17 protein-coding genes and 1 pseudogene are annotated in these 24,187 nt (G+C 59.6%); 5 read left to right on the forward strand and 13 right to left on the reverse strand.

What is annotated here, in order from left to right:
- The first annotated feature begins 260 nt into the window (after positions 1–260).
- From LOY55_RS04635 to LOY55_RS04650, 4 genes are all read left to right on the forward strand, one after another.
- Complete coding sequence (locus LOY55_RS04635; RefSeq protein WP_223523762.1) at positions 261–1,772, forward strand: efflux transporter outer membrane subunit; 1,512 nt, start codon at positions 261–263, stop codon at positions 1,770–1,772.
- A gap of 139 nt (positions 1,773–1,911) precedes the next feature.
- Positions 1,912–4,104, forward strand: a complete 2,193-nt coding sequence (locus LOY55_RS04640; RefSeq protein ID WP_223523764.1) for an FUSC family protein — start codon at positions 1,912–1,914, stop codon at positions 4,102–4,104.
- Positions 4,094–4,294, forward strand: coding sequence for a DUF1656 domain-containing protein (locus LOY55_RS04645; protein WP_077430850.1), 201 nt, complete (start codon positions 4,094–4,096; stop codon positions 4,292–4,294). Before LOY55_RS04640 ends, LOY55_RS04645 begins: the two co-directional genes overlap by 11 nt.
- A 25-nt stretch (positions 4,295–4,319) precedes the next feature.
- Positions 4,320–5,186 (forward strand): HlyD family secretion protein, encoded by an 867-nt coding sequence (locus LOY55_RS04650; RefSeq protein ID WP_223523766.1) that lies wholly within the window; start codon positions 4,320–4,322, stop codon positions 5,184–5,186.
- A gap of 19 nt (positions 5,187–5,205) precedes the next feature.
- Here the strand turns inward: LOY55_RS04650 and LOY55_RS04655 are convergent, their stop codons facing one another.
- The 4 genes from LOY55_RS04655 to LOY55_RS04670 form a co-directional block, all read right to left on the reverse strand.
- Complete coding sequence (locus LOY55_RS04655) at positions 5,206–6,504, reverse strand: hypothetical protein (RefSeq protein WP_109786078.1); 1,299 nt, start codon at positions 6,502–6,504, stop codon at positions 5,206–5,208.
- Positions 6,505–6,678: 174 nt separating this feature from the next.
- Positions 6,679–7,077 (reverse strand): DUF4440 domain-containing protein, encoded by a 399-nt coding sequence (locus LOY55_RS04660; protein WP_223523768.1) that lies wholly within the window; start codon positions 7,075–7,077, stop codon positions 6,679–6,681.
- A gap of 144 nt (positions 7,078–7,221) precedes the next feature.
- Positions 7,222–8,046: an SDR family oxidoreductase gene (locus tag LOY55_RS04665; protein WP_223523770.1), complete on the reverse strand. Its 825-nt coding sequence runs from the start codon at positions 8,044–8,046 to the stop codon at positions 7,222–7,224.
- Between the two features lie 32 nt (positions 8,047–8,078).
- Positions 8,079–8,543, reverse strand: coding sequence for a multidrug transporter (locus tag LOY55_RS04670; protein ID WP_223523772.1), 465 nt, complete (start codon positions 8,541–8,543; stop codon positions 8,079–8,081).
- 166 nt (positions 8,544–8,709) lie between these two features.
- On the opposite strand from LOY55_RS04670, the gene LOY55_RS04675 reads away from it, so the two are divergent.
- Entirely contained in the window at positions 8,710–11,415 is a 2,706-nt protein-coding gene (locus LOY55_RS04675) for an RHS repeat domain-containing protein (protein WP_223523774.1), read from the forward strand.
- Positions 11,416–11,489: 74 nt separating this feature from the next.
- Here LOY55_RS04675 and LOY55_RS04680 read toward each other — a convergent pair whose 3' ends face one another.
- The 9 genes and pseudogenes from LOY55_RS04680 to algK form a co-directional block, all read right to left on the reverse strand.
- Entirely contained in the window at positions 11,490–12,941 is a 1,452-nt protein-coding gene (locus tag LOY55_RS04680) for a mannose-1-phosphate guanylyltransferase/mannose-6-phosphate isomerase (RefSeq protein WP_109786073.1), read from the reverse strand.
- A 255-nt stretch (positions 12,942–13,196) separates the two neighbouring features.
- Positions 13,197–13,853, reverse strand: a complete 657-nt coding sequence (locus tag LOY55_RS04685) for an alginate O-acetyltransferase AlgF (RefSeq protein WP_109786072.1) — start codon at positions 13,851–13,853, stop codon at positions 13,197–13,199.
- A gap of 217 nt (positions 13,854–14,070) precedes the next feature.
- A pseudogene (locus LOY55_RS04690) lies at positions 14,071–15,189 on the reverse strand (alginate O-acetyltransferase); the annotation flags it as partial.
- Between the two features lie 11 nt (positions 15,190–15,200).
- Positions 15,201–16,766, reverse strand: a complete 1,566-nt coding sequence (locus LOY55_RS04695) for an MBOAT family protein (RefSeq protein ID WP_109786071.1) — start codon at positions 16,764–16,766, stop codon at positions 15,201–15,203.
- A 210-nt stretch (positions 16,767–16,976) separates the two neighbouring features.
- On the reverse strand, positions 16,977–18,101 hold the full coding sequence (locus LOY55_RS04700; RefSeq protein WP_109786070.1) for a mannuronate-specific alginate lyase: 1,125 nt from the start codon (positions 18,099–18,101) through the stop codon (positions 16,977–16,979).
- A gap of 8 nt (positions 18,102–18,109) precedes the next feature.
- Positions 18,110–19,558, reverse strand: coding sequence for an alginate O-acetyltransferase (locus LOY55_RS04705; RefSeq protein ID WP_109786069.1), 1,449 nt, complete (start codon positions 19,556–19,558; stop codon positions 18,110–18,112).
- 10 nt (positions 19,559–19,568) lie between these two features.
- Positions 19,569–21,158: a mannuronan 5-epimerase AlgG gene (gene algG / locus LOY55_RS04710; RefSeq protein ID WP_223523776.1), complete on the reverse strand. Its 1,590-nt coding sequence runs from the start codon at positions 21,156–21,158 to the stop codon at positions 19,569–19,571.
- A gap of 26 nt (positions 21,159–21,184) precedes the next feature.
- Complete coding sequence (locus tag LOY55_RS04715; protein WP_258667768.1) at positions 21,185–22,672, reverse strand: alginate export family protein; 1,488 nt, start codon at positions 22,670–22,672, stop codon at positions 21,185–21,187.
- Positions 22,669–24,180 (reverse strand): alginate biosynthesis TPR repeat lipoprotein AlgK, encoded by a 1,512-nt coding sequence (gene algK, locus LOY55_RS04720; RefSeq protein WP_109786068.1) that lies wholly within the window; start codon positions 24,178–24,180, stop codon positions 22,669–22,671. Before algK ends, LOY55_RS04715 begins: the two co-directional genes overlap by 4 nt.
- Between the last annotated feature and the right edge of the window lie 7 nt (positions 24,181–24,187).

Raw genomic sequence — 24,187 nt, forward strand, 5'->3', positions numbered from 1 at the left:
GGTTCGATGGCAAATTGTGACACGAAGTTTCAGGGGCTGAGACCCCGACAAAGGGATTATCGCGTTAACGGTAACAAAGATTCACAAGAATCCCAGCTTATCGCCAACCAGACCCACCCCTAGAATTGCGCCACTGTAGGAGCCGGGCTTGCCCGCGATGGCATCACCGCGGTCATCCAGACCCACCGCGGTGATGCCATCGCGGGCAAGCCCGGCTCCTACAGGAACTCGTACCTCCCCTATTTCAGGAAATCGCAGCAGTGCCGCGTCGCATCAGCAGAGCGCTTCAGCCGCTCAGTGTTTTGGCTTTAACCCTGGCAATCAGTGGCTGCATCGGTACCGCAGGGATCGCCCCGCAGGGCAAGGCACTGGAGGCCGATTCATTGGCCACCGACGCAGCCATCCAGAGCGCCGCACAAGACGCGCACTGGCCCACCGCACAATGGTGGCAGGCTTATGGCGACCCGCAACTGAACCGCTGGATCGACCGCGCCGTGCAAGGCAGCCCGACCATGGCCATGGCCGCCGCACGGGTGCGCCAGGCCAAATCCATGGCCGGCATCGCCGAATCCGCCGAGTCGTTGCAGATCAATGGCGAATCCACCCTCAAGCGCCACAACTGGCCGACCGATCAGTTCTACGGGCCGGGTGAGCTGGCCAACACCACCACTTGGGATAACAACGCCGCCCTGGGTTTCAGCTATGCGCTGGACCTCTGGGGTCGCGAAAGCAATGCCACGGAACGCGCCGTGGACATGGCGCACATGAGCGCCGCCGAAGCGCGCCTGGCGCAGCTCGAATTGCAGAACAACATCGTGCGTGCCTACATCGAGCTGTCGTTGCATTACGCGCAGCGCGACATCGTCGAAGCGACCCTGAAACAGCAACAACAGATTCTCGACCTGGCGCAAAAGCGCCTGAACGGTGGCATCGGCACGCATTTCGAAGTCAGCCAGGCGCAAACGCCGCTGCCGGAAACCCATCGGCAGATTGATGCGCTGGACGAAGAAATCGCCCTCAGCCGCAACCAGCTCGCGGCATTGGCTGGCTTCGGTCCGGGGGAGGGTGCGCAATTGCAGCGGCCGACATTGTCGTTGGGCACGGCGCTGAAATTGCCGTCGGCGTTACCCGCGCAATTGCTCGGTCAACGCCCGGATGTGGTCGCCAGTCGCTGGCAAGTGGCGGCGCAAGCGCGGGGCATTGATGTCGCGCACGCCGGTTTTTATCCCAACGTCGATCTGGTTGGCAGCCTCGGCTACATGGCCACGGGCGGCGGGGCGCTGGAGTTTTTGACCGGCAAGAAACTCAACTACAGCGTCGGCCCGGCGATTTCGTTGCCGATTTTCGATGGCGGGCGTTTGCGTTCGGAGCTGGGTGAAGCCTCGGCCGGGTATGACATCGCCGTGGCCAAGTACAACCAGACACTGGTCAATGCACTGAAAAACATCTCTGACCAGTTGATCCGCCGTGAGTCCATGGACAAGCAGCAGGCCTTCGCTGCCGAGTCGGTGGCCACCGCGCAGAAGACCTATGACATCGCGATGATCGCCTACCAGCGCGGGCTCACCGATTACCTCAACGTGCTCAATGCCCAGACGCTGTTGTTCAAGCAGCAGCAGGTTCAGCAACAGGTTCAGGCGGCGCGGTTGAGTGCTCATGCAGAACTGGTGACGGCGCTCGGTGGAGGATTGGGGGCGGGCAATGATGTGCCAACCACCGAACAAACCCAGGCCCCGAAAACCCCGGCCCTGCTTCAGAGCCTCACAAATTGAACACGGACCCTGTGGGAGCGAGCTTGCTCGCGATGAGGCCGTGTCAGTCAATGCATGTGTCGCCTGACACTCCGCCATCGCGAGCAAGCTCGCTCCCACAGGTTCTGCGTCTTAATCGAATCTCACTGAGCAGGATTTCATGACGCCCTTGCCCGCACCTTTGCGCTGGCTGTATTCCCTTGAATGGCGCCGGGGTTTCTTTGACTGGGCGCGCAGTGATGGCGTGACCTGGGTCTACATTTTCAAGGTGCTGTTCGCCGCATTCCTGACGCTGTGGCTGGCGATGCGTCTGGAATTTCCGCAACCGCGCACGGCGATGATCACGGTGTTTATCGTGATGCAGCCGCAGAGCGGGCAGGTGTTTGCCAAGAGTTTTTACCGCTTTCTCGGCACGTTGACCGGGTCGGCGGTGATGGTCGCGCTGATTGCCTTGTTCGCGCAGAACACTGAGCTGTTCCTCGGCTCGCTGGCGATTTGGGTGGGTATTTGCTCGGCCGGCGCGGCGCGGTATCGCAACTTTCGCGCCTACGGTTTTGTCCTCGCCGGGTACACCGCCGCAATGGTCGGTTTGCCTGCCTTGGCACACCCGGACGGCGCCTTCATGGCGGCAGTCTGGCGAGTGTTGGAGATCTCCCTCGGCATTCTCTGCTCGACACTGGTCAGCGCCGCCATCCTGCCGCAAACCGCCAGCGCCGCGATGCGCAACGCTTTGTATCAGCGCTTCGGCGTGTTCGCCTTGTTCGTCACCGATGGCTTGCGCGGTCGCAGTCAACGGGAGGCTTTTGAGGCCAGCAACGTGCGCTTCATCGCCGAGGCGGTCGGGCTGGAAGGGCTGCGCAGCGTCACCGTGTTTGAAGACCCGCACATGCGTCGACGCAACGGTCGGCTCAATCGCTTGAACAGCGAGTTCATGGGCATCACCACCCGGTTCAATGCCTTGCATCAGTTGCTCGAACGCTTGCGCAGCAGTGGTGCCGACCCCGTGGTCGCGGCGATCAAACCGGGGTTGCAGGACTTGGCGGAAGTGCTCGACGGCTTCAGTGGCCGGGCCTTGACCCATGCAGACGCGGCCCGCCTGGTCGCCGAGTTGAGCGCTTACAAAGAGGGTTTGCCGGCCCGGGTGCGCAACTTGCGTGCGCACTTTCAGGAGACCCGGCCGAGCGACGCCGAGTTGCTGGATTTCCACACCGCGTACGAGTTGCTCTACCGCTTCGTCGATGACCTGCACAGTTATGCACAGACCCACGCCTCGCTGGCTGAACATAGCCATGAGCGGGAGCAATGGGATGAGCCGTTCACCCCGCAAACCAACTGGATGGCGTCCGCCGCTTCGGGGATTCGCGCGGCGTTCATTCTGGTGGTGCTCGGCAGTTACTGGGTGGCCACGGCCTGGCCGAGTGGCGCGACCATGACCCTGATAGCCGCCGCCACCGTGGGGCTTTCTGCGGCGACACCCAACCCTAAGCGCATGGCGTTTCAGATGGCGTGCGGGACGCTGCTCGGGGCGTTGATCGGCTTCGTCGAGATGTTTTTCATCTTCCCGTGGATCGACGGTTTCCCGTTGCTGTGCGTGATGCTCGCGCCGGTGATCGTGCTCGGTTCGTTCCTCACGTCGCGACCGCAATACGCCGGTGTCGGCCTCGGTTTGTTGATCTTCTTCAGCACCGGTTCAGTGCCGGACAACCTCACGGTCTACAACCCGTACACCTTCATCAACGATTACATCGCCATGGTGCTCGGCATGCTGGTATGCGCGGCGGCCGGGGCAATCATTTTGCCGCCTAACAGCCGCTGGTTGTGGCGTCGGCTGGAGCAGGATTTGCGCGGGCAAGTGGTGTACGCCATCAGCGGCAAACTCAAGGGGCTGGCGTCGAGTTTTGAAAGCCGCACGCGGGACTTGCTGCACCAGGCTTACGGCCTCGCGGCGGGTCAGCCGCAAGTCCAAAGCGACTTGTTGCGCTGGATGTTCGTGGTGCTGGAGGTGGGGCACGCGATCATCGAATTGCGCAAGGAACAGGCGATTCTGCCGGTGCACCCGGCCTATGCCGAAACGCAGCCGTGGCGCCAGGCCATCCGGGTGATGGGGCGTTCGCTGATGCGGCTGTTCTTGCAACCGAGCCAGAGCAACCTGGAGCGCAGCCTGATCGCGGTCGACCATGCGATCAGTCGCGTGCAAGCCACGGATGAGCCTTTCGCGCCGCACTTCGACACCTCGGCCCTACGCCGGGTGAAGAGTTACCTGCACTTCATTCGTACGTCGTTGCTGGACCCGCAGTCACCGCTCGCGGGCTTCACGAAAACCGAGCCCAAAGGACTTGAACATGCCTCGTGAGATCGCCTTCCACGGCGTGTACATGCCGACCATGACCCTGATGTTTTTCATCGCGGCGGCAATGGCCTGGGCGCTGGACCGATTCTTGTCCGGGTTCGATCTGTACCGCTTCTTCTGGCACCCGGCGCTGCTGCGCCTGAGCCTGTTTACCTGTCTGTTTGGCGCCCTGGCGCTGACTGTCTACCGTTGACTCTCTATCACTGAAGAAGGCCCTGATGAAAAAGCTTTTCAGCCTGCTCGCCACCCTGCTGGTGCTGGCCCTCGCGCTATGGATCGGCCGGACCTTGTGGGAGCACTACATGAACACCCCCTGGACCCGCGATGGCCGGGTGCGCGCCGACATCATCAACGTCGCCGCCGACGTCACCGGTGAAGTGGTGGACGTGCCGGTGCGCGACAACCAGTTAGTGAAGAAGGGCGATTTGCTGATGCAGATCGACCCCGAGCACTATCGCATCGCGGTCAAGCAGGCGCAGTCGCTGGTTGCTTCACGCAAGTCGACCTGGGAGATGCGCAAGGTCAATGCCCATCGCCGCGCCGACATGGACAACCTGGTGATCTCCAAGGAAAACCGCGACGACGCCAGCAATATCGCCGACTCGGCACTGGCCGATTATCAACACGCGCAGGCACAACTCGAAGCCGCCGAACTCAACCTCAAGCGCACCGAAGTGCGGGCGGCGGTGGACGGCTACGTGACCAACCTCAACGTGCATCGCGGCGACTACGCGCGCATCGGCGAAGCGAAAATGGCCGTGGTCGATATGAACTCGTTCTGGGTGTACGGCTTTTTCGAAGAAACCAAGTTGCCGCACGTTCGCGTGGGCGATAAGGCCGACATGCAGTTGATGAGCGGTGAAGTGCTCAAGGGGCACGTGGAGAGTATTTCTCGCGGTATCTATGACCGCGACAACCCGGAGAGTCGCGAGCTGATTGCCGATGTGAACCCGACGTTCAACTGGGTGCGCCTGGCACAGCGGGTGCCGGTGCGGATTCACATTGATGAAGTGCCGGACGGGGTGTGGTTGGCGGCGGGGATTACGTGCACGGTGGTGGTCACGCCATCCCCGCTGCCGTTATAGCAACCGGTACATCAATGATTCAGCCTAGGTAACGGCGCAGCGAGCCTATCGACCCCCCTATCCCGCCGACATTTGCTGCCCAAAGAATCTTGCTATCGGGGCGGCTCACCACAAAGGCTGATCTGACACCCGTGTCCCTAATCAATACGGCGCCGTCCGTTCCGAACTCGGTATCGGGGCTGCCGTTGCTCAGCCAGCGTGAAAGGAATGGGCGTCCCGCTGACGAGAGCACCAGTTTTCCATCAGGTTGCATGTAACCGTCGGACCAGGAGGTCTCTGTTTCTGACGTATATTTCGTAATTAGTGGTTTGCCATCATTGAAGTCGAGGTCTTCCAGCCCCTCTTTTGTTATGCCGACCATCATTCCCTGGCTGACCGTACCGGGTTCATCCTCACCAGCCTTACCTGTGGCGACAAATCCGCGGGGTGTGGACAACAGGTTGTTGAACTGGGTCCAGAGACCGCCTACGGGTACGGTGTGGTAACCCGGTGAGTTTCGACGGCCAAAAGTCTTGTCGAGCGTGCCGTCGTTATGGAAGCGTGCAATGACTGCTGTTCCTAATCCGGGTTGAAAACAAATATGACCCACCACCACAATTTTTCCGCCGGCTTGCGCGAGGCAGGCTTTCAGGCCGGTGGCTGCGTCCGGGTCTTGCCCTTTGATCTCCAGGCGGCCGTTACCGTTGAAGGTTGTATCGAGTGTGCCATTGGTATGCAGCCGATAAAGTATGCCAGTGGTTTTGTAAGCGTTGCCCCATTCATGATACTCGGTGCAGATGAGTAGCTTGCCATCTGCTTGCTGGGTGACATTGGCGTAGCGGGACATGTAAATTTCGGTTGAGCTATTTTCGATAACGAGATGGCCTGTGCCTTCTCCTCCGAAAGTCGTGTCCAGCTTATAGTCCTCGGTGTAACAGGCCATGGCCAAGTGGGGAATTGACGTTCCCCCCTCGTTTATACCGACGCTACCGAGCATAAACAGGCGTCCGTCCTCAAGGCGCAGCAGCCGGCCACCCTTGCTGGATTCCTTAGGCCTGAAATTGTCGGTAATGACTCCATCAACACCAAAATCTTTATCAAGTATCCCATCAGGAGACAGCCGCGCCAGTCCGTACGAAGGTGGAGCCCCAAACCCAATCAATGGGTTTATTGACACTCCCAGGCCTACCAGGATCTTGTTGTCCGGGAGGATCAGAACGCCTTGGAGAAGGCGGTCAGTACCAATATAGGTCGGTAGAATACTCAGCGAGACTTCACCGTCAGTACCGAAAGTCGTGTCGAGGTCGCCTGCGCGGCGTGTCGAGTTTTTTGGATTCATAACAACCTCTGCATGGTTAACGTGATGTTCACCGGCAGATGCGTGTTACTCGAAAAGGCTTGCGAGGTGCAGGCAGTCATTTCCCGGTAAGCGGCAGCCTGTGCGAGGAGCTACAATGCGTCTACTGTCAGAAGTAACAGGTAGTCGCGGATTTCAGACGAGCGGGCAATGTGTTCAGCCTTGGATAAAAGTCTCATGCAAATGCCGCCAGACCAGCCGACCATCGGCCTGTTTCTCAAACACCACCGTCGAGCGCCGATCAGAGTGCAGCCCGGTGGCATCGGTCTGCTGCTCGCGATAACTCACGGTCGCGCCACCGTCATGCAGGGCGACACCGCGCAATTCACTAAGCTGAATCCTGAACCCGAGTTTCTTGCCGCCCGCCAGTTGAAACAACTCCCTCAACGCCTCGAAATCCAGCACCCGGCCCAACGGCGAGACCATGGAGAACTGTGGTGAAAATCGGGTCAGCAAGTGCTCCAGCGCAGTCGGGTCTTGTTCTTCGGCCAGCCATTGTTCGATGGCAACGTGAGCCTGGATGACTTCGTCGAAGTAGTGGGTGTAATCGGTCATCGTGTTTCCTGAATTTTTCTGTGTTAGTTCTGACGCCATCGCGAGCAGGCTCACTCCTACAAGGTTCTGTTGGGTGGCATAAATAGCATTCACACCCAAGATCCCTGTGGGAGCGGGCTTGCCCGCGATGGTGTCGACTCGGTCTCAGAGTTGCCCGCGCAACCCAAACCGCTTCATCAATCCCGCTTCCAGCAAGCCCTTGGGCAGCAACCCCGCCAGCAACGGCAACGCCCGGCTGCCATTGCCCAGGCGAATCAAGCGTGGTGGTTTGCTCTGCTGAACAGCCTTGAGCACCCCTTCGGCAAACGCCCTGGCCGGTGTTGGATTGTCCTGCGATGCCTTGGCCCGTGCGCGAATGCCTTCGCGCAATGGAAACCACGGCGATTGTTCGGTGATTAACTGTTCCGCCTCGTGGCCGGCATTTTTGGCGAAGCTGGATTCGATGGCGCCCGGCTGGACCTCCATCACGCGCACACCGAACGGCGCCAATTCCATGCGCAGCGCATCGCTCAACGCATGAACGGCGGCTTTCGAAGCACAGTAGGCGCCCGCGAACGGCGTGACCAGGATTCCTGAAACGCTGCCGATGTTCACCACCAGGCCCTTGGCGCGACGCAACACCGGGAACAGTGCTCGGGTGACACCGACGATGGCAAACACATTGGTTTCGAACTGGCGCTGCATCGCCGGCACACCGCCGTCGAGCAGCGGCCCCATCGCGCCGAAACCGGCGTTGTTGATCAGTACATCGAGGCCGCCATGTTGCTGGTTGATGCGCTCGCTCAGCTGTTCGAGTGCCGCGCCGTCGTTGACGTCCAGCTGCACGGCGGTAAAACCGGCGGCGGCCAGGGCCGCGACGTCTTCAGCCTTGCGGGCGCTGGCCCAGACTTTGTAGCCGGCGTTTTTGAACACGTCGGCGAGGGCGCGGCCAATGCCGCTGGAGCAACCGGTAATCAACGCAACGGGCATGGCGCGGTCCTTGTGCAAAAAGAAGAAGGGGATTAATCGGAGAAACTACCCTGCAATCGCTCGGCGCGAAACTCCAGGGTTTGCGGGCGGTAGCCAGGACGCAGCGGCGGCAGTGGCAAACAGTCTTCCCAGTTGGCGCCGGCTTGCAGTTCGCCGGGGCCGCGATAACGGGGGGCTTCGTATTGATTGTCAGCCAGATTGACCGTGTCACCCGGTGCATACGCCGCGATGCGCCAGCGCAATTCGGTCAGCGGCACGTCGTTGCCGTTGTTCATTTTCAGCTGCAACGGACGATCCGCCGGGCACTGCTCTGGCGCGTAGGCGATGCGCAATTCCAGTCGCGCCAGTTGCTTGATCTCGCGGTTGTCCAGCCAGATCACCCACATGGCCACCAGGCCCAAACCGACGGCGGCTGCCACGGACACTGGAAACGCCTTGGACGGGTAGCGCAGCAGCAGGATCAGCCAGGTGATGACCAGCAGGACGCCGATGAACATGTGTGTACGCTCCTTGAACTCATGGCCTCCATCCTACCGAAGGGCTGCGCGAATGGACATTCGTGGATCAAGCGCTGTTGCCATTGGTCGGAACTGTAATTTCTGACAGTAGCCGGCTCGCGCCACAAGCGATTAGCTCACCACTGGCTCACAGGGGCACGCCGGCATGCACTATAAAACTCCCACCGTGTCGGTCGTCGACCCGCGAAAGCTGCCGATCCTTTCCATTGATTATTGGTGCGCGGTTGCAGATGAACCGACGCAGACCCGCATTCATCGTACCCTCCACAATGCGGCGGGGCGTGCTGTCAAACAATGGGACCCACGGCTCTGGTTGTTGCAGGAACAAAACCCTCTGGCGCCCGCCAATCTTGTGGTCGTTTATTCACTGTCGGGTGTCGCCGTAGCGACGCACAGCGTGGATGCCGGCTCGCAGATCAATCTCCCCGGTCTCGCCAATGAAGTCCTGCAAGGCTGGGACAGTCGTGGTACGCGGTGGGAGATTGGATACGACGACCTGCTACGTCCTGTGGCGGTATTTGAGCACGTCGCTACAGAACCACGACGTTGTGCTGAACGCATGGAATATGGTCGCCCCGGTCAGGGTAGCCAGGACTACAGCCAGTTTGGCCAGCTCATTCGGCAGGATGGGCCCGGCGGCACTGTATTGTTTGAGGGGTTTGCGATCACCGGCCAATGCACATGCCACGTTCAACACTTTACCGAGGATGCAACTGCGCCTGATTGGCCAGAGCCGATTGCTGATCGCAATGAGTTGTTGGAGCCGGGCGATGGCGCGGTCTCGACGTGGCGGTTCAGTCCGTTAGGGAATGTGCTGGCGTCGGTCGATGCCCGGCAGAGCGCTCAGGCTTTTAGCTTTACCCTCGATGGCAGGCTGCGCCAAAGTGCCTTGAAGCTCGCAGCCTTGCCCGGTTGGCAAACCCTGGTGAGTGACATCGAGTACAACGCTGACGGGCAGATCACTCGCGAAGTGGCGGGTAACGGCGTACAGACGAATCTCACGTATGCGCCGCAAGACGGGCGACTGATCGAGCGCCGGGCCCATAGCGATCGCACCGGTCTGTTGCAACACCTGATTTACGTCTATGACCAAATGGGCAACGTGCTGAGCATCGAAGACAAGGCACTGCCGATTCGTTACTTCAACAATCAACGCATCGAGCCGATCAGCCGGTTTGTCTACGACAGCCTGTATCAATTGATCGAGGCATTTGGCTGGGAGGCAGGCGCTCCCATGCAAGGTCCGGAGTCCGTGGGGCGCAACGATCCTGCGGCACTCAGCAACTACCAGCAAACTTACCGTTATGACGAAAGTGGCAATTTGCTGAAGCTGGTGCATGTCGGCGTGCAAAGTCCAGGACGTGAACTGACGGCTGCCCTCTACAGCAATCGTTGCCTGCCCTGGCGCAATGGCGTGCCGCCGACGGAAGAGGAAATCGCTGCAGCATTCGACGCTAACGGCAATTTGCTGGAGCTGGATCAGGGGCGTTTTTTGACCTGGGATTTGCGCAATCAATTGCAAACGGTCAGCCCGGTCGAGCGCGACTCCGGGCGCAATGACTCTGAGCTCTATTTCTATGATGGCGGTGGCCAGCGTGTGCGCAAGATTCGTTCGTTGCAGACCCATGCCCGCACACTGTTGGCGCAGGTGCGTTACTTGCCGGGGCTGGAGCTGCGCACCGACAGTGGTACCGGAGAGGTGCTGCAAGTCATCACCGCACTGGCGGGCCTAAACTCCGTTCGGGTATTGCACTGGGAAAGTGCTCCACCCTCCGGCGTCAATGATCAGTATCGGTACACCCTGGTTGATCACCTGAAGTCCTGCACCGTAGAACTGGGCAATGACGCGCGAATTATCAGCCGCGAAGTTTTTTATCCCTTCGGCGAGACAGCGTGGTTTGCCGGCGGGGAAGCGATTGACGTCGACTACAAGATCGTTCGGTATTCGGGCAAGGAGCGGGATGCGACGCGGCTTTATTACTATGGTTTTCGGTACTACATACCGTGGTTGCAACGTTGGATTAGCCCTGACCCGGCAGGAGTTGTGGATGGTCTGAATTTTTATGCGATGGTCATTAATAACCCAATGACCTATTGGGATACGAATGGACTTAGCCGTACCGGAAACTATGAAGTGAATGTGGGGTTAAAGGAGAAGCTCGCGCTGAAATTGGCGAAATTGAAGAAGGTTAACGTACTTGATAGCGCGTCCGGGAAGTACAAAGAGTCAGGTGAGTTTAAGGTTGTGGAGGTGGAATCGGATAGCAAATACCTGGTGGGTCGTGACGAGGTAAAGAAAAGCCTTAAGGGCTACAGGGAAATTTATAGCGCCCGTTCGAACGTTGCACCGCCAAGGAGAGCGGGGGAAGTGGAATCTAATGACAGCCTTGGAGAAAGCGTTTCGGGTTACATGTTGCGGAGCGCTAATGACACCTTTGTGGATGACGCGAACACCTTAGACTCACCAAATCGGCATCCTGACATTGTCGTTGAACGACGATTTTTCGTTGTTTTGAGAAGAGCGGATAAGAATAAATTGCCTGAGCAGCGAGTTATATACGGTCTGACCGAACTGAATACTTTTACGGAAAAAGGAAAGACCGAGGTGACGGTCGTTCAAACGGTCGTCCACCCTGATACACAAGGTGCAGGGGAACCATCGGGAGGAAAGTTCGGGAGCTCTGGCGTAACGGGACGATTACCCCGTATGCAAGGGATAGGTACTTACTTGACGGTGCAGTCTCTGGCGATAGTGTCGAAACGGATGAACGTCACCAAAGTAATAACCGAGGCGATCAATCCACGTTCAGCCAAAATCGCACTTAAATTCGGTGCCAAGTTGGTCAAATAGAAAAAGCCCCCGCCCAACCCGCTGCGGATAGGGAACGCAGCGGGCTGGACGGGGGCTTTTATTTTGCTGAACGCTTACTGCGCGATGGTTTTCACCGACACGCCGCGCTCGACCGGTGTCGATCGACCGTAGATATCCTCAAAGCGCTCGATATCGTCTTCACCCAAATAGCTGCCCGATTGCACTTCGATGATCTCGAGTGGAATCTTGCCCGGGTTGCGCAAACGGTGGACCGAGGCAATCGGGATGTAAGTCGACTGGTTCTCGCACAGCAGGAACACGTTTTCGTCGCAGGTCACTTCAGCGGTGCCGCTGACCACGATCCAGTGTTCCGCACGGTGGTGGTGCATTTGCAGCGACAGGCAGGCGCCCGGCTTGACCGAAATGTGCTTGACCTGGAAGCGACCGCCCATGTCCACCGAGTCGTAGGAACCCCACGGACGATAGACTTCGCAGTGGTTCTGGGTTTCGCTGCGGCCCTGCTCGTTGAGGGTGTTGACCATCTGTTTCACGCCTTGGACCGAGTCCTTGTGCGCAATCATCATGGCGTCCTTGGTTTCGACCACCACGATGTTTTCCAGGCCGATCACCGACACCAGTTTGCCATTGCCGTGGATCATGCAGTTTTTGCTGTCCTGAATGACCACGTCGCCTTTGGTGACGTTGCCGTTGGCGTCCTTTTCATTCACTTCCCACAGCGACGACCAGCAACCGACATCGCTCCAGCCAGCGGTCAACGGCACCACGCAGGCGCGCTGGGTTTTTTCCATCACCGAGTAGTCGATGGAATTGTCCGGGCAGCAGGCGAAAGTGGCTTCGTCGAAGGTGATGGAGTCGGCGTCCTGCTGGCTGCGTTCGAGGGTCAGCAGGCAGGTGTCGTAGATGTCCGGATCGTGCTTCTTCAGTTCTTCGAGGAAGCGGCTGGCACGGAACAGGAACATGCCGCTGTTCCAGAAGTAACCGCCGGACTCGACGAACTCGGTGGCGCGTTTCACATCGGGTTTTTCGACGAAGTGCGAGACGCGGCTCACGCCTTCCGGCAACAGCGAATCGTTGGTGGATTTGATGTAGCCGTAGCCGGTTTCCGGCTTGGTGGCCGGCACGCCGAAGAGCACCATTTCACCGTTTTCAGCCGCGACGGTGGCCAGGGCCAGGGCGCGTTGCAAGGCTTTCTGGTCTTCCAGTACGTGGTCGGCCGGCAGCACCAGCATCAACTCGTCGCGACCTTCATTGACCAGCATCATCGCGGTCAGGGCCACGGCCGGCGCTGTGTTGCGACCGAAGGGCTCCATCAGGATGCGCTGGGTTTCCAGTTTGCGGTTGGCCAACTGTTCGTTGACGATGAAGCGGTGGTCTTTGTTGCAGACCACAATCGGCGTGTCCATGCCTTCGAACACCAGGCGTTCCAGGGTTTGCTGGAACAGCGTGTGTTCGCCGGTCAGGGCGAGGAATTGCTTGGGAAACTGTTTACGCGAAAGCGGCCAAAGACGTGAGCCGCTACCACCTGACAAGATCACCGGAATCATGTTGTTACTCCTTTAAAATCGATTGGTTAGAGCTACGAACGTTCTGTCGTTTCACTCTTGTTTTTATTCCGTAACCAGGCCGTTTCACCGATGTAGCAGCTGCCGAGCCTGCGAGGCTGCGTTCGGCGGCGCAGCCGTCGCAATCCGTTCAACGCGGTCATTCAGAAAAACCGAGTTGTCTGGATTGCGACGGCTGCGCAGTCGGACGCAGGCTTCGCCAGCTGCTACAGGGGGATCTCCGTCCTGATGAATGTGTTAGCGCGTCGAGACGGGGCGTTTTACCCAGACTGGCGACAGGCTGCTGCCGGTGCCGGTGACGTACAGCACGGCGGCTTCACCGCGTTCCAGGGCAACCGGTTTGACGTCGCCAACTTTCTTGTCGCCTTCAAACAGCGCCAGGCTGACTTTCACCGGGTTGATCTCACGCTCGCCACGGCCCTTGGCGGCCACGCTTGGCACCACGTCAGTCTTGCCGTCGGCGGTCTTCAGGGTCAGGGACTTGTCGCTCAGGTTCTGCAGACGCACCAGGGACTTCTGCTTGTTCTTGAACGGCGGTTCTTCGATCAACTGCGGCGCGCCGGCGGCGTTGTTGACCAGGGTGTAATAGTGATCACCGGCCAGTTTCACCGGCAGGGTCTGGCTGCCGACCTTGGCGCTGTAATCGCCGCCCGGCATGAAGCTGAAGTCGGTGCTGGCCAGCGGCGCAACGTCGCTCAGGCTGGTGCTGCCAACCGTGGCGCTGACTTCAGCGTTGCTGGCGTTGTAGACACGCACGAAGGTCGAACCTTTCGGTGCAGTCGGACCGTAAAGTGCGGCGTCGCCGGCGAAGGCGGACATGGACAGCACGCTCATGCCAGCGACGAGAGCAAAGGTCTTGGCGAGACGGCGAGGAGTAGTCGTAGTGAAAGTCATGGTGTACCTCTCTCTTTCAGTTTTGCGCCCGGTCGGGCGTCTCGGATGTAGTGTTTGCAGCTACGTTTTGTTGGCCGGACTGGGTGGAAGCTGCTGCGCTCGGCAATCTGGCGTTAAAAACAGGCTCGGACTGCTCATTTACAGCCCGTAAACTCCGCGTCCTTGCCTGTTTTTGCCTTGTCTTGCCTTCGCTCGCGACGCTTCCACCCAGCCCGGTTCGAGCGCCGGCTTCTTTGAGCTCTGCGACCCACTGCGGGTCGGCGTCACCGATTTCGTTGTTCACAGGCAGATAGCGTTCAGGAAACTCCCAGATCAGCACCTGTGGCGGGCTGTTCTTGAAAGCATCGCTTTTCAGGTAGCTGAGCATCGGCAGAATCGGGCCGTGACCGTCTTCGGCGTAATTGACCACGTCGCTGTGCAGCGCTTGTTTCAGCGCACCGACGAAGTTCCAGTTCGGGTTGGCGCTGTAGCTGGTGCCGATCAGGGCCACCGGCACTTCGGTGTTGGCGAACAGGGCGTCGTCACCGGCCGGTTGATCTTCAGCGGCCACGGTGTTGCGCTTTTGCAAAGGCTCCGGTGCCGGCATCAGGTTTTCGAACAGCGGGTCCAGTGGCAGGAACAGGCGCAAGTCACCCTTGTGCGTGATGTTCTCTGCCGCTTGGGTGACGAAGTTTTGCGGCTCGCCGCTTAGCGGGTATTTGTCGGCAATGGTCCTGGCCAGACGGTTGGCGGCGATCTCGGCGCCTTCCGGGGTCCAGTGGGTGTCGGTGCGCAAGAACACTTGCTGACCGTTCTGTTTTGCCTGTTGCAGCGGGCCGAGCAGGTCCGGCGCAGGAATCCGGTCGGCGGCCAGGCGCTGGTGGAAATCCTTGTAGAGGTTGGCGTGGATGCTGGCCGGTTTCACCTCACCCACGTGTTCCGGGTACAAGCGCACCTTGGCCGGCACCACCGCCATCACCAGTTGCACGCCTTTGGCCTTGAGGGTCTGGCGCACGCCTTCGACCAGCCTGTAGTTGCCTTGCAGGTTCAGCTCTTCGTTGACGACCGGGTGGAACTCTTCATCGCTGTAGAGCCACTGATCGCGACCGAGCACAACGCCCGGACGACCTTCGTTGAACAGTTTGAAATCCAGCGCGGCCCAGAGGTTGGTGCCCAGGCGCTTGATCGGAAACTCGTCGTCGTAGTGCGTCTCCACGGCTTTGGTCCAGCGGCCGTTGAGCACCGTGGTGTCGGCACTGGTGCTGAAACCGAAGAAGCTGCGCGTGGACCACAGGCCCAAGACCAACAGGGTCAACAGGAACAGGGCGATGTAGAAGATGCGTAATGAGCGGGTCATGGTCAGATCCCTCAGAACTGGAAGTAAAGGAACGGCGAGAAGCTTTGCGCCGAGAGTTTGAAAATCGAAGCGATGAACAGCAGCAGCACCAGGGCGCGCATCACATAACGCGACCAGTCAGCGGTCCAGTAGGCCGGTTGCACGGTGGCTTCGACGCCGACGGTGTAACCCGGTTGATGGATGCTGGCCGGGTTGTCGCCCGGTACGGCTTTGATCATTCCAGGGGTCGCAGCGGCAGGACCATCGGTCTCGACGTTGACGGCAGGCTTGGTCTTCTCCGGCGGACGGTTGGTGTAGAAATCACGGATGCCGAAGAACGCCAGCGTCACGTAAGCCACCACCAGGGTTGCCACTTGCAGGCCGGTGAGGCTGGCCTGGTTGAGTTCCGACAGCGACCATTCACCGAAGCTGAACATCGCGCCGTACATACGGCCGGCGACGTGCAGGTTTTCCGAACGGAAGATCACCCAGCCCATCACCACCAGCAGGAAGGTCAGTGCCCAGCGGATCGGGTTGATGCTGCGCGGCGAAGTGTTCAGGCCCAGGGCTTTTTCAATCGCCAGCCACATGCCGTGCCACGCACCCCAGACGATGTAGGTGATGTTCGCGCCGTGCCACAGACCACCGAGCAGCATGGTCAGGAACAGGTTGCGATAGGTCATCAACGTGCCTTTGCGATTACCGCCCAGCGTGATGTACAGGTAGTCACGCAGCCAGGTGGACAGGCTGATGTGCCAGCGCCGCCAGAACTCGGTGATCGACTGGCTGATGTACGGCTGCTTGAAGTTTTCCATGAAGCGGAAACCCATCATCAAGCCCAGGCCGATGGCCATGTCGCTGTAGCCCGAGAAGTCGAAATACAGTTGCGCGGTGTAGGCCAGCGCCCCGAGCCAGGCATCGCCCGTGGTCGGGTTTTGCAAGGCGAAGCAATGGTCGGCCACCACCGCGAGGGTGTCGGCGATGAAGACTTTCTTGATGAAACCCTGCATGAACCGCGTGCAGCCCTCGGAGAACTTGTCCAGGGTGTGGGTGCGGTTGTTGAATTGGTCGGCGAGGTCACGAAAGCGCAATACCGGGCCGGCAATCAGGTGCGGGAAGATCGCCACGAACGCCGCGAAGTCGATCAGATTGCGGGTCGCCGGGGTGTCGCCACGGTAGACGTCGATGATGTAGCTGATGGACTCGAAAATGTAGAACGAGATCCCGATCGGCAGCAGCACGTGGGTCAGGATGAACGGCGACAGACCGACCGACGTCATCATCGCGTTGATGCTGTCGACGCCGAAGTTGGCGTACTTGAAGTAGCCAAGGATGCACAGGTCGACGGCCACGCCGAGCAGCAGCCAGCGTTGGGCCGGTTTGGTGCGCACGCCGGCGGCACCGACTTTCAGGCCGATCCAGTAATTCCACAGCGTGACGGCGGCGAACAGCGCCAGGAAGTCCACGCGCCACCAGGCATAGAACACGTAACTGGCGATCAGCAGCAGCAGGTTGCGATAGCGTATTCCGCTCAAGTAGTACAAGCCGAGAAAGATCGGCAAGAACAGAAACAGGAACACATTGGATGAAAATACCATCCTGATCTCTCCATGTTTAATCAACAGTCAAGGGCCAACGGCCCCCCCAAACCCCCCACGAAAATCCGGGGGCATTACACTCAATTCATGCCTTGCACCCTGTAGGAGCCGAGCTTGCTCGCGATAGCGGTCTGACATTCAACATCGATGTCGACTGACACTCAGTCATCGCGAGCAAGCTCGGCTCCTACAGGCTTTTTGTGTTTGCCGCTAAGAACCCTTGTTGCCTTTTTCATTGGCCGGGTCGTAGACCTTGGTCAGGTCGCCGCCGAGGCGGAAGGACTTGAACGGCTGCATCCCGTGCTTCTTCTTCAGCGCATCCGGCGCGCAGGTGTAGAGCGTGCAGAACGGTTCAAGCCAGGCAAATTTCGAGTCGATCTTCAGATCGGTCATGTCCTGTTCCTTGCCGTTCTTCTTCTCGAAGATGTCCGGGTCTTTCACCCCGGCCAGCACTTGATCACCCAGGCGTTTCAGTGCGCCGTTGTTTTCCTGGCGCAAGTCCACACCGTTGACCTGAGCGAAACTAGCGATCATCGCCAGTGGCGGCAGGGCATAGTTGTGGTAGGCGAGGGCGCGTTGCTGACGCTTGAGTTCATTCGGCAGGAAGCCTTGGGCGTCGACCTGATTGGCGCCGACCTTGTATTCCTTGACCGCCCAATCGAACAGGTCGCGACGGTTGGTGGCGACGGACGTTGCCATCACCGACCAGGCCGCCCAGTACGAGTGGTTGTTGGTTTGTTCGAGCGGCAGGTTGTCCCAGTCGCTGACCACCTGATCGGCCATTTTGCTGAACCAGGCTTCGATCAACTGCGACTCTTGCTGATGGTTGGCCAGCGGATGCGAGTCGGAGAACTTCAGGCGAATGTACGACGACGCCATGCTGCCCAGCGCCCATTTGCGCATGGACTTGCCGGTGTGGTTGAAGTCCTTGGACATCAAGGCATCGGCCTTGGCCCAGGCGGTGAGCCAGTTGAGTGTGCATTCCAGTTGTTCCGGGCGACCGTCACGCATGAACTGCATCACACGCTTGCTGGTGCCGCGTTCGATTTTGGTGATGTCGGCGGTGCTGTCACGGAAGGCCTTTTCCGATTGCTCGTTCAGGGTCGCGCGGGCCTTGTCCGAGCCTTCGTACTTGCTGCGAAATTGCAGTGAGCCGGTGTACGGCGTCGGCATCGCATCACACCCTTCGCTGCTGTCGCCGGTTTTGACTTTCTCAATCGGCGCGAAGTAACCCTGGGGCGGACGCAGGGGCGCGGCGGCTTGGGTGGCACCGGCGAACATCGCCAGGCTCAACAGCGTCGGTGCCAACAGATTCTTCAATTTCGGATTTCGCATAGCAGACCTCATTGCCCGACCGAAGCAGTACGCTGCTCGGCACTCGGGAACACGTTGCGTTTGCAGATTTTCGCTTCGACTTTTTGTGGTGCGGCACCGGCTTCAGGGCCTTGGACTTCAACGGCCAGCAAGTTCTGCGAGGCCCAGTCTTCGTCCGTGCGCAACTCAAAGGCGAAACGCCCGTCGGTGTCGGAGGTTTCCGGTTTATCGATCTTGATGTCCTCGTGGCGACCGTTCATGTACCAGAGGGTGGCGTGCAGGGTTTTCACCGATGGATCGGCGAAGCGAATGTCGACCTGGTGGCTACTGTTTTGCAGGTTCAGGTTGTTGCTGTTGACCATCAATTCGTTCTTGCCCGGTTTCAGCGTGGCGCTGCCGGACATCTGTGCATCCTTGCCTTCGCAACCGTTGTCCAGCAGCGCCATCATCTGGCGGTAGATGGTTTCCTGGTCGAGGCGATAGAGCGGCGAGAATTCCCATATCAGGATTTTCGGCGGCTTGGTCTGGAACTCTTCGCTGCCCAGGTATTGCAGCATCGAACCTTCCAGGCCACCGCCGGGGAACGCCACGTTGAGGATGTCGGCGCCGATGGCCTCTTCGAGGAAACCGGCGAAGTTGTAGTTCTTGCCACTGTGACTGGTGCCGACCAGGGTGATCTCCGGGTTGCCGGCATCACTGAAGAGGTCGCCGTCGGCGGCTTCGCCCTTGGGCTCGGTGGTGAACTGATCCATGTACTGGATCGCGTAGCTGGTGCCACAAAGTTGACCGGCCATGTTGTGCAACGTTCCGGTCTTGCCCATGCGACCCGACCTGTGGGTCTCGAATTCACGCTTGGGAATGCCGGCGAAGGCCGGAATCTGCTTGACCTTTTCGGCGACGATTTTCGCCGTGCGCTGGGCGCCATACGGTGTCCAGTGCTGGTCGCCGCGGAAGTAGAAATCGTGGGCCGGCAAGGTGTCGGGCAGCGATTCGTTGGTCAGCGGCGAGAGGTCCGGCACCACGTAACCCATGGCGGCGAAACGACCGAGCATGCCCTTGTAGTTCTTCAGCGCCTTGTCGAAATCGTACTGGGCCTTTTCTTGCGGGTTGAGCTTGTTGCGATTCACCAGGCCACGAGTGGGTTGATAAACAACAACGAGCTCCACGCCTTTGCTCTTGAACGCATCGTGCAGCTCTTTCATGCGTTTGTAGCCGGCGGGGGTGGTGTCGAATTCGGTGCGCAAGTCTTCCTGCGTCCGGAACAGCCAGTCGCCCTGGGCCTGCACCAGCGTGGTGAAGTTCTGCTGATAGCGCGTGGTGTAGTTCTTCGCGTCGTGCGCTTCGGGGCACAGGTTGCAGCACGGTTCGGCGCTGAACTTTGGAGCCTGGATTTCATCCGCGCGAACACCATGGCTGGCCGCGAGAATGCCGGCGGTCAAGGCCGACAGGCTGAGTAATTTGATCAAGTGTGGGTGCATAAAATAATCCTCAGTCCCGAATTTCGGTCTGGCGTTCGACAGGGTCGATCAGCACGGCTTTCTGCTGGCGCACCAGCAGGTCGAGAATTTCATCCTGACGCTCGCCGAGAATGCCGCTGAAGCTGATGCCGCTGGCTTTGGTCGGAGAGAGCATGGACACGCGATACAACTCGACGCTCAACGGCGAGTCGATGGACAGCGGGCCGCTGCCGTTGCCGGCCAGTTCACCGCCGACCACGATCAAGGACACCTGGGCGTCGAACGGGTCGAGCTTGATGTCCCGATCGGTGTCGCTCAGGTCTTTGATGTGGCCGTAGACGCCGGTCAGGCCGTTGGCCATGGACAGGTTTTCGTAGAGGCGAATGTTCACGCTGTTACGAATGCGGATGCCGTGGCGTTTGTTGCTGATTACCTTGTTGCCGTAGATCAGGTTGTCGGCACTCTCGTAGAGGGTGATGCCGTCGGTGTGGTTCTTGTAGATCTCGTTGTAGGCAATCAGGTTATTCACGCTGTTACGGTCGATCACCAGCCCCGAGAGGTGGTTGTCGTAGCTGCGGTTGTTGAAAATGAAGCTGTCGTTGACCTCACGGGAAATAATGATCCCGTGCTTCTTCTTGGTCCCGTAGACGGTGTTGTCGGCAATGATCAGACCGTGGGAACGGTCGTGCGGGTCGATGCCGTAGACGATGTTGTCTTTGTAAGTGTTGCCCTTGACCACGAAGTCGCGGGTTTCGTAGCAATAGAAGCCGTACCACATGTCCGAGAACTCGGAGCCGACGATCCAGCCGGTCGGTTCAGGGCGCTTAAGGACCTTGGCCATGTTCGGCGTGTATTGGGAAATACTCACGCCATAGGACTTACTGTTGGCGTAGCCGAAACTGGCGATCTTGCTGTTGGCGATGTAGGTCTCGGTGCCGCCCCAGGACAGCAGGAACGGACGGAATTCCTTCGGCGAAGTGAACGTCGCCGGGCCGTTGTCCTTTTCGCGCCAGCCAGTGATTTTGGTGTCACGCACAAACAGCTGGCCGTCGTTGACCAGGAACGAACCGGCTTCTTGCGACAGGCGCAATTCCTGGGTCTGCTTGTCGATTTCAAGAATGCCGTGACGGCCGACCACGATCGGCAACTTCGCCAGGAACACACCCGGCGAGGTTTCGCTGAAGTACTGCTTGGGCAGTTTCTTCGCCAGGTCCTTGAGGTTCATGTAGCCGTCGTCGACGAAGATTGCCTGCGGGATACCGTGCTGGCGCACCACCCACTCGGCCATCTTGTTGTCACCGCCGATGAAGTCCTTCAGGGCGTCTTCCTGCATCATCCGGCGCACGCTGATTTTGCCGGCCTTGCTGCGCACGATCTTCGCGGCAATGGCTTCGGCGGTGTAACCGGACAGGTCCGGCAGTTTTGGTTTGGCCAGTTCCAGCGGCGCGGTCGGCGCGCTGCTGACGGTGTAGGTCTTGGCTTGTTGCAAACCTTTGGCAAGGGTCGCCGGGTGTCCTTTCTGGACGGGTGTGACCGGCTCCACATTGGCGAAGGCAGCCGCACTGGCCAGCAACATCGCGCTGGCCAGCAAGGTGAGCGAACCTCGCTTCGAATTGTTCATGTCGGGCACTCCCTTCGCGGTTCGCATCAGAAGCGCCAGATCACGTCGATAAACGCGCGATGCATGTACGAATCGACTTCCTTGCCGTACGCATCACCCGGCTTGAACACACCACCACGGAAACGCACGAGTGCCGAAGGCTCGTCGATCGACTGGCTCAACGCCGCCGGCAACAGGCCTTGCTTGAAGTACTTGGTCACGACCAGGTCCATTTCCTGACCGAGGTCTTTTTCGCCATCGTTCAGCGGCAGGGAAGTGGTGGAGAGAATCGCGCCGGTAGGGTCGTCGGTGTTGTTCTCGACCGCGTTGATGCCGTTGCTGCCGATCGGCTTGTTGCCGTCGACGCGCCAGAATTTGTGGTAGATCAGGCTGGCGTCGTATTCGTCGTTGAGCATCCACGAACCGAACAGGGTCGCGGTCTGCATGTTCTGCATTTCACCGCGGAAGGCTTCGCCGAAACGGTGAACCCGCGAACGGGTACCGGTGTAGTTCGAGCGGTTGCTTTCCAGGCCGTTCTGTTCGTACTCGGCACTGGCGCGGGCATAGGCGGCACCGACTTGCCATTGCGGATCGAGGCGCAGACGCACGCCGACATCCGTGGCCCAGCCATTGAGGTCTTGACCGCGCTTGGCTTCGGCCGGAGGCGTACCGTTGGCGTTCAGCGGGTTGACCGTGTCGGTGTCGCCGCTCATGCCGGTGATGCTGCCCCAGTAATTGACGGTGTTGGTGTTGCGCCAGTTGTAGGCGTCGCTGTCGGCGGTCAGGCCCAGCCAGCTGATGTCGCCGTTCTGTTTTTTGTCCAGCGAATCGGTGGGTACACCCGGTTGCGGGTAGTCGAGCTTGCCGTCATCGTGGGTGTGATGACCCCGAATGCCGACCCAGTTGCCCGGCGGCCACTGATACTCCGCGTCGGCGTAGACGTGCAGGCGATCCTTGTCTTTGGGGGCCAGTTCCGTGAGGTCGGTGCGGTACTCGCTGAAGCGTTCGGCGACACCGACGTTGGCGCGCAACAGGGTGGTGTCGAAGGTCCAGTTCAGGGCTTCGATGTTGGTGTCGCGCCATTGGCCGTCAGCATTGTGCAGACGTTGGCGACCGAACTTGAGCATCTCGCCCGGATACGGCGTGAGGCCGCTGTAACCGACCCAGAATTCGCGCATCGCCAGGTAGTTTTTCTTGGTCTTGCGATCATCGTTGGTGGTCGGCGTGGTGCCGTCGCCGGCGGTCCCTTGCAAGGTATCCGTCTCGATGATGTCAGTGGCGGTCACGGCCTGGCCCATGGCATAGGCGCTCCATGCGCCGCTCTCGCCATAGATCCACGGACGCAGGTCGAGACCGACGCCGTTGACGTCGCCGCCGCTCTGGGTGCCCAGGTCGCTGTCGTCTTCGGACTGGCCGGTGACTTTCACTTCGAGGCCGAAGTTTTTGGTTTCAGTGATCGCGGCCAGTGTCGGGCAAGACCAGATCAGCGCGAACGTGAGGCCGATGCCGGCCTTCATGAATGGATTCAACTTCATAGGGATTCCTCGCCGTCTTCTTCTTGCAGGGCATGCAGTTCCAGCGTGTTCTGGCTCAAGGACCCGCGAACGGCCTGTTCTTGTTTCAACAGGCGTTGGGCCTCGGCGAGCTGGGCAGGCGGCAGTTGTGCTTCGAGTGTTTGCGCAAGCTCAGTGGCTTGCGGGGTGTTCTGAGCCTTGGCCAATTGGCTGAAGACATAAGCGTTCAGCGGGTCGGGCCGGGTGCCCTTGCCTTGGGAAAACAGCTGGGCGATGGCAAAGTCGGCGCTGTTCTGACCGTTGCGTGCAGCGGTCAGCAGGTGGTCCAGCGCTTTTTGCGAATAGACCTTGCCCAGGTAACCGCGGCGGTAGATCTGGCCGAGGTAGTAATCGGCGGCGACTTCGCGGCCGACGGCTTTCTGGAAATGTTCTTCGGCGACCTTGGCGTCGGCCGGGACCATTTTGCCTTCGTAGTAGAGCTTGCCCAGCAACAGTTCGGCGCGCGGCTGGTCGGCGGCGCGACCGTTGTCCAGGTACTTCATCATCTGGTCGAGATCGCCCAGTTCGGGGAAGTCATAGAGCAATTGCGCGAGCGTGACCCACGACGCCGGGTAGCCCGGGGCGATGGGTTCGAGCAGTGACTGCGCGGTTTTCTCGTCGGTTTTGCCCAGGCTCGAATCAGCGAGCACACGGGCGACGCTGTCCACCCGCTGCGCGGAGACGGTGCCGCGGGCGTGTGCGGCTTGCATCTGCTTGATCAGCTCGGCCTGTTGCTCGGGCTTGGCCTGTTTCTGATAAACCGTGGCCAGTTCGACGTAGCAGATGTCGGTGGTGTTCAGGGCGGCTTTGCAGATGCTGGCGACTTCATCCAGATGTTGGTCGTAGGTGCCTTGAGTGCGGTAGAGCAGCACTTGCGCCAGACCCGCTTCCGGTTTGCCTTCGGCGCGCCATTGGCTGATCTGTTTCTGCGCGTTGATGTTCGGGAAACTGTGCGGGTATTGCAGGTAGAGCATGGCCAGCGGGATCAGGGTGTTGCCTTCGCCATTGGCCGAGGCTTTTTTCAACAGGCCTTCGGCTTCGTGCTGTTCGGCTTCGGTAGAGCCCGGCTTGGCCACCAGCAGGCGACCGAGGCGGGCCTGCGCTCGCGGCGAGACGTCGGCTGCGGCGCGATAAGTCGCCTCGGCTTGCTTGATCTGCGCCGGGTCACGGCTGTCGACCTGGATATCGGCCAGGCCCACTTGCGCCTCGCTGTAGCCCAGATCGGCCAGTTGTTTGTAGTTCTGCTGAGCCAGCGCCGTGTCGCCGCGCTTGAGGGCTTCGTTGGCCAGACGCTGGTCGGGCAGGCCGGCGCAACCGGCCAGGCTGACTGCCAGCGCTAGCGAGCACACCATATAACCCCTGTGGGAGCGGGCTTGCCCGCGATTCGCTTGACGCGGTTCTTCAGAAACACCGCAGTGATCCCATCGCGGGCAAGCCCGCTCCCACAGGGATCTCGGTGTTCTCAGGAGGCTGATGATAGTCACAGGCATGTCCTCG

The sequence above is a fragment of the Pseudomonas sp. B21-040 genome (assembly GCF_024748695.1).
Lineage (GTDB): Bacteria > Pseudomonadota > Gammaproteobacteria > Pseudomonadales > Pseudomonadaceae > Aquipseudomonas.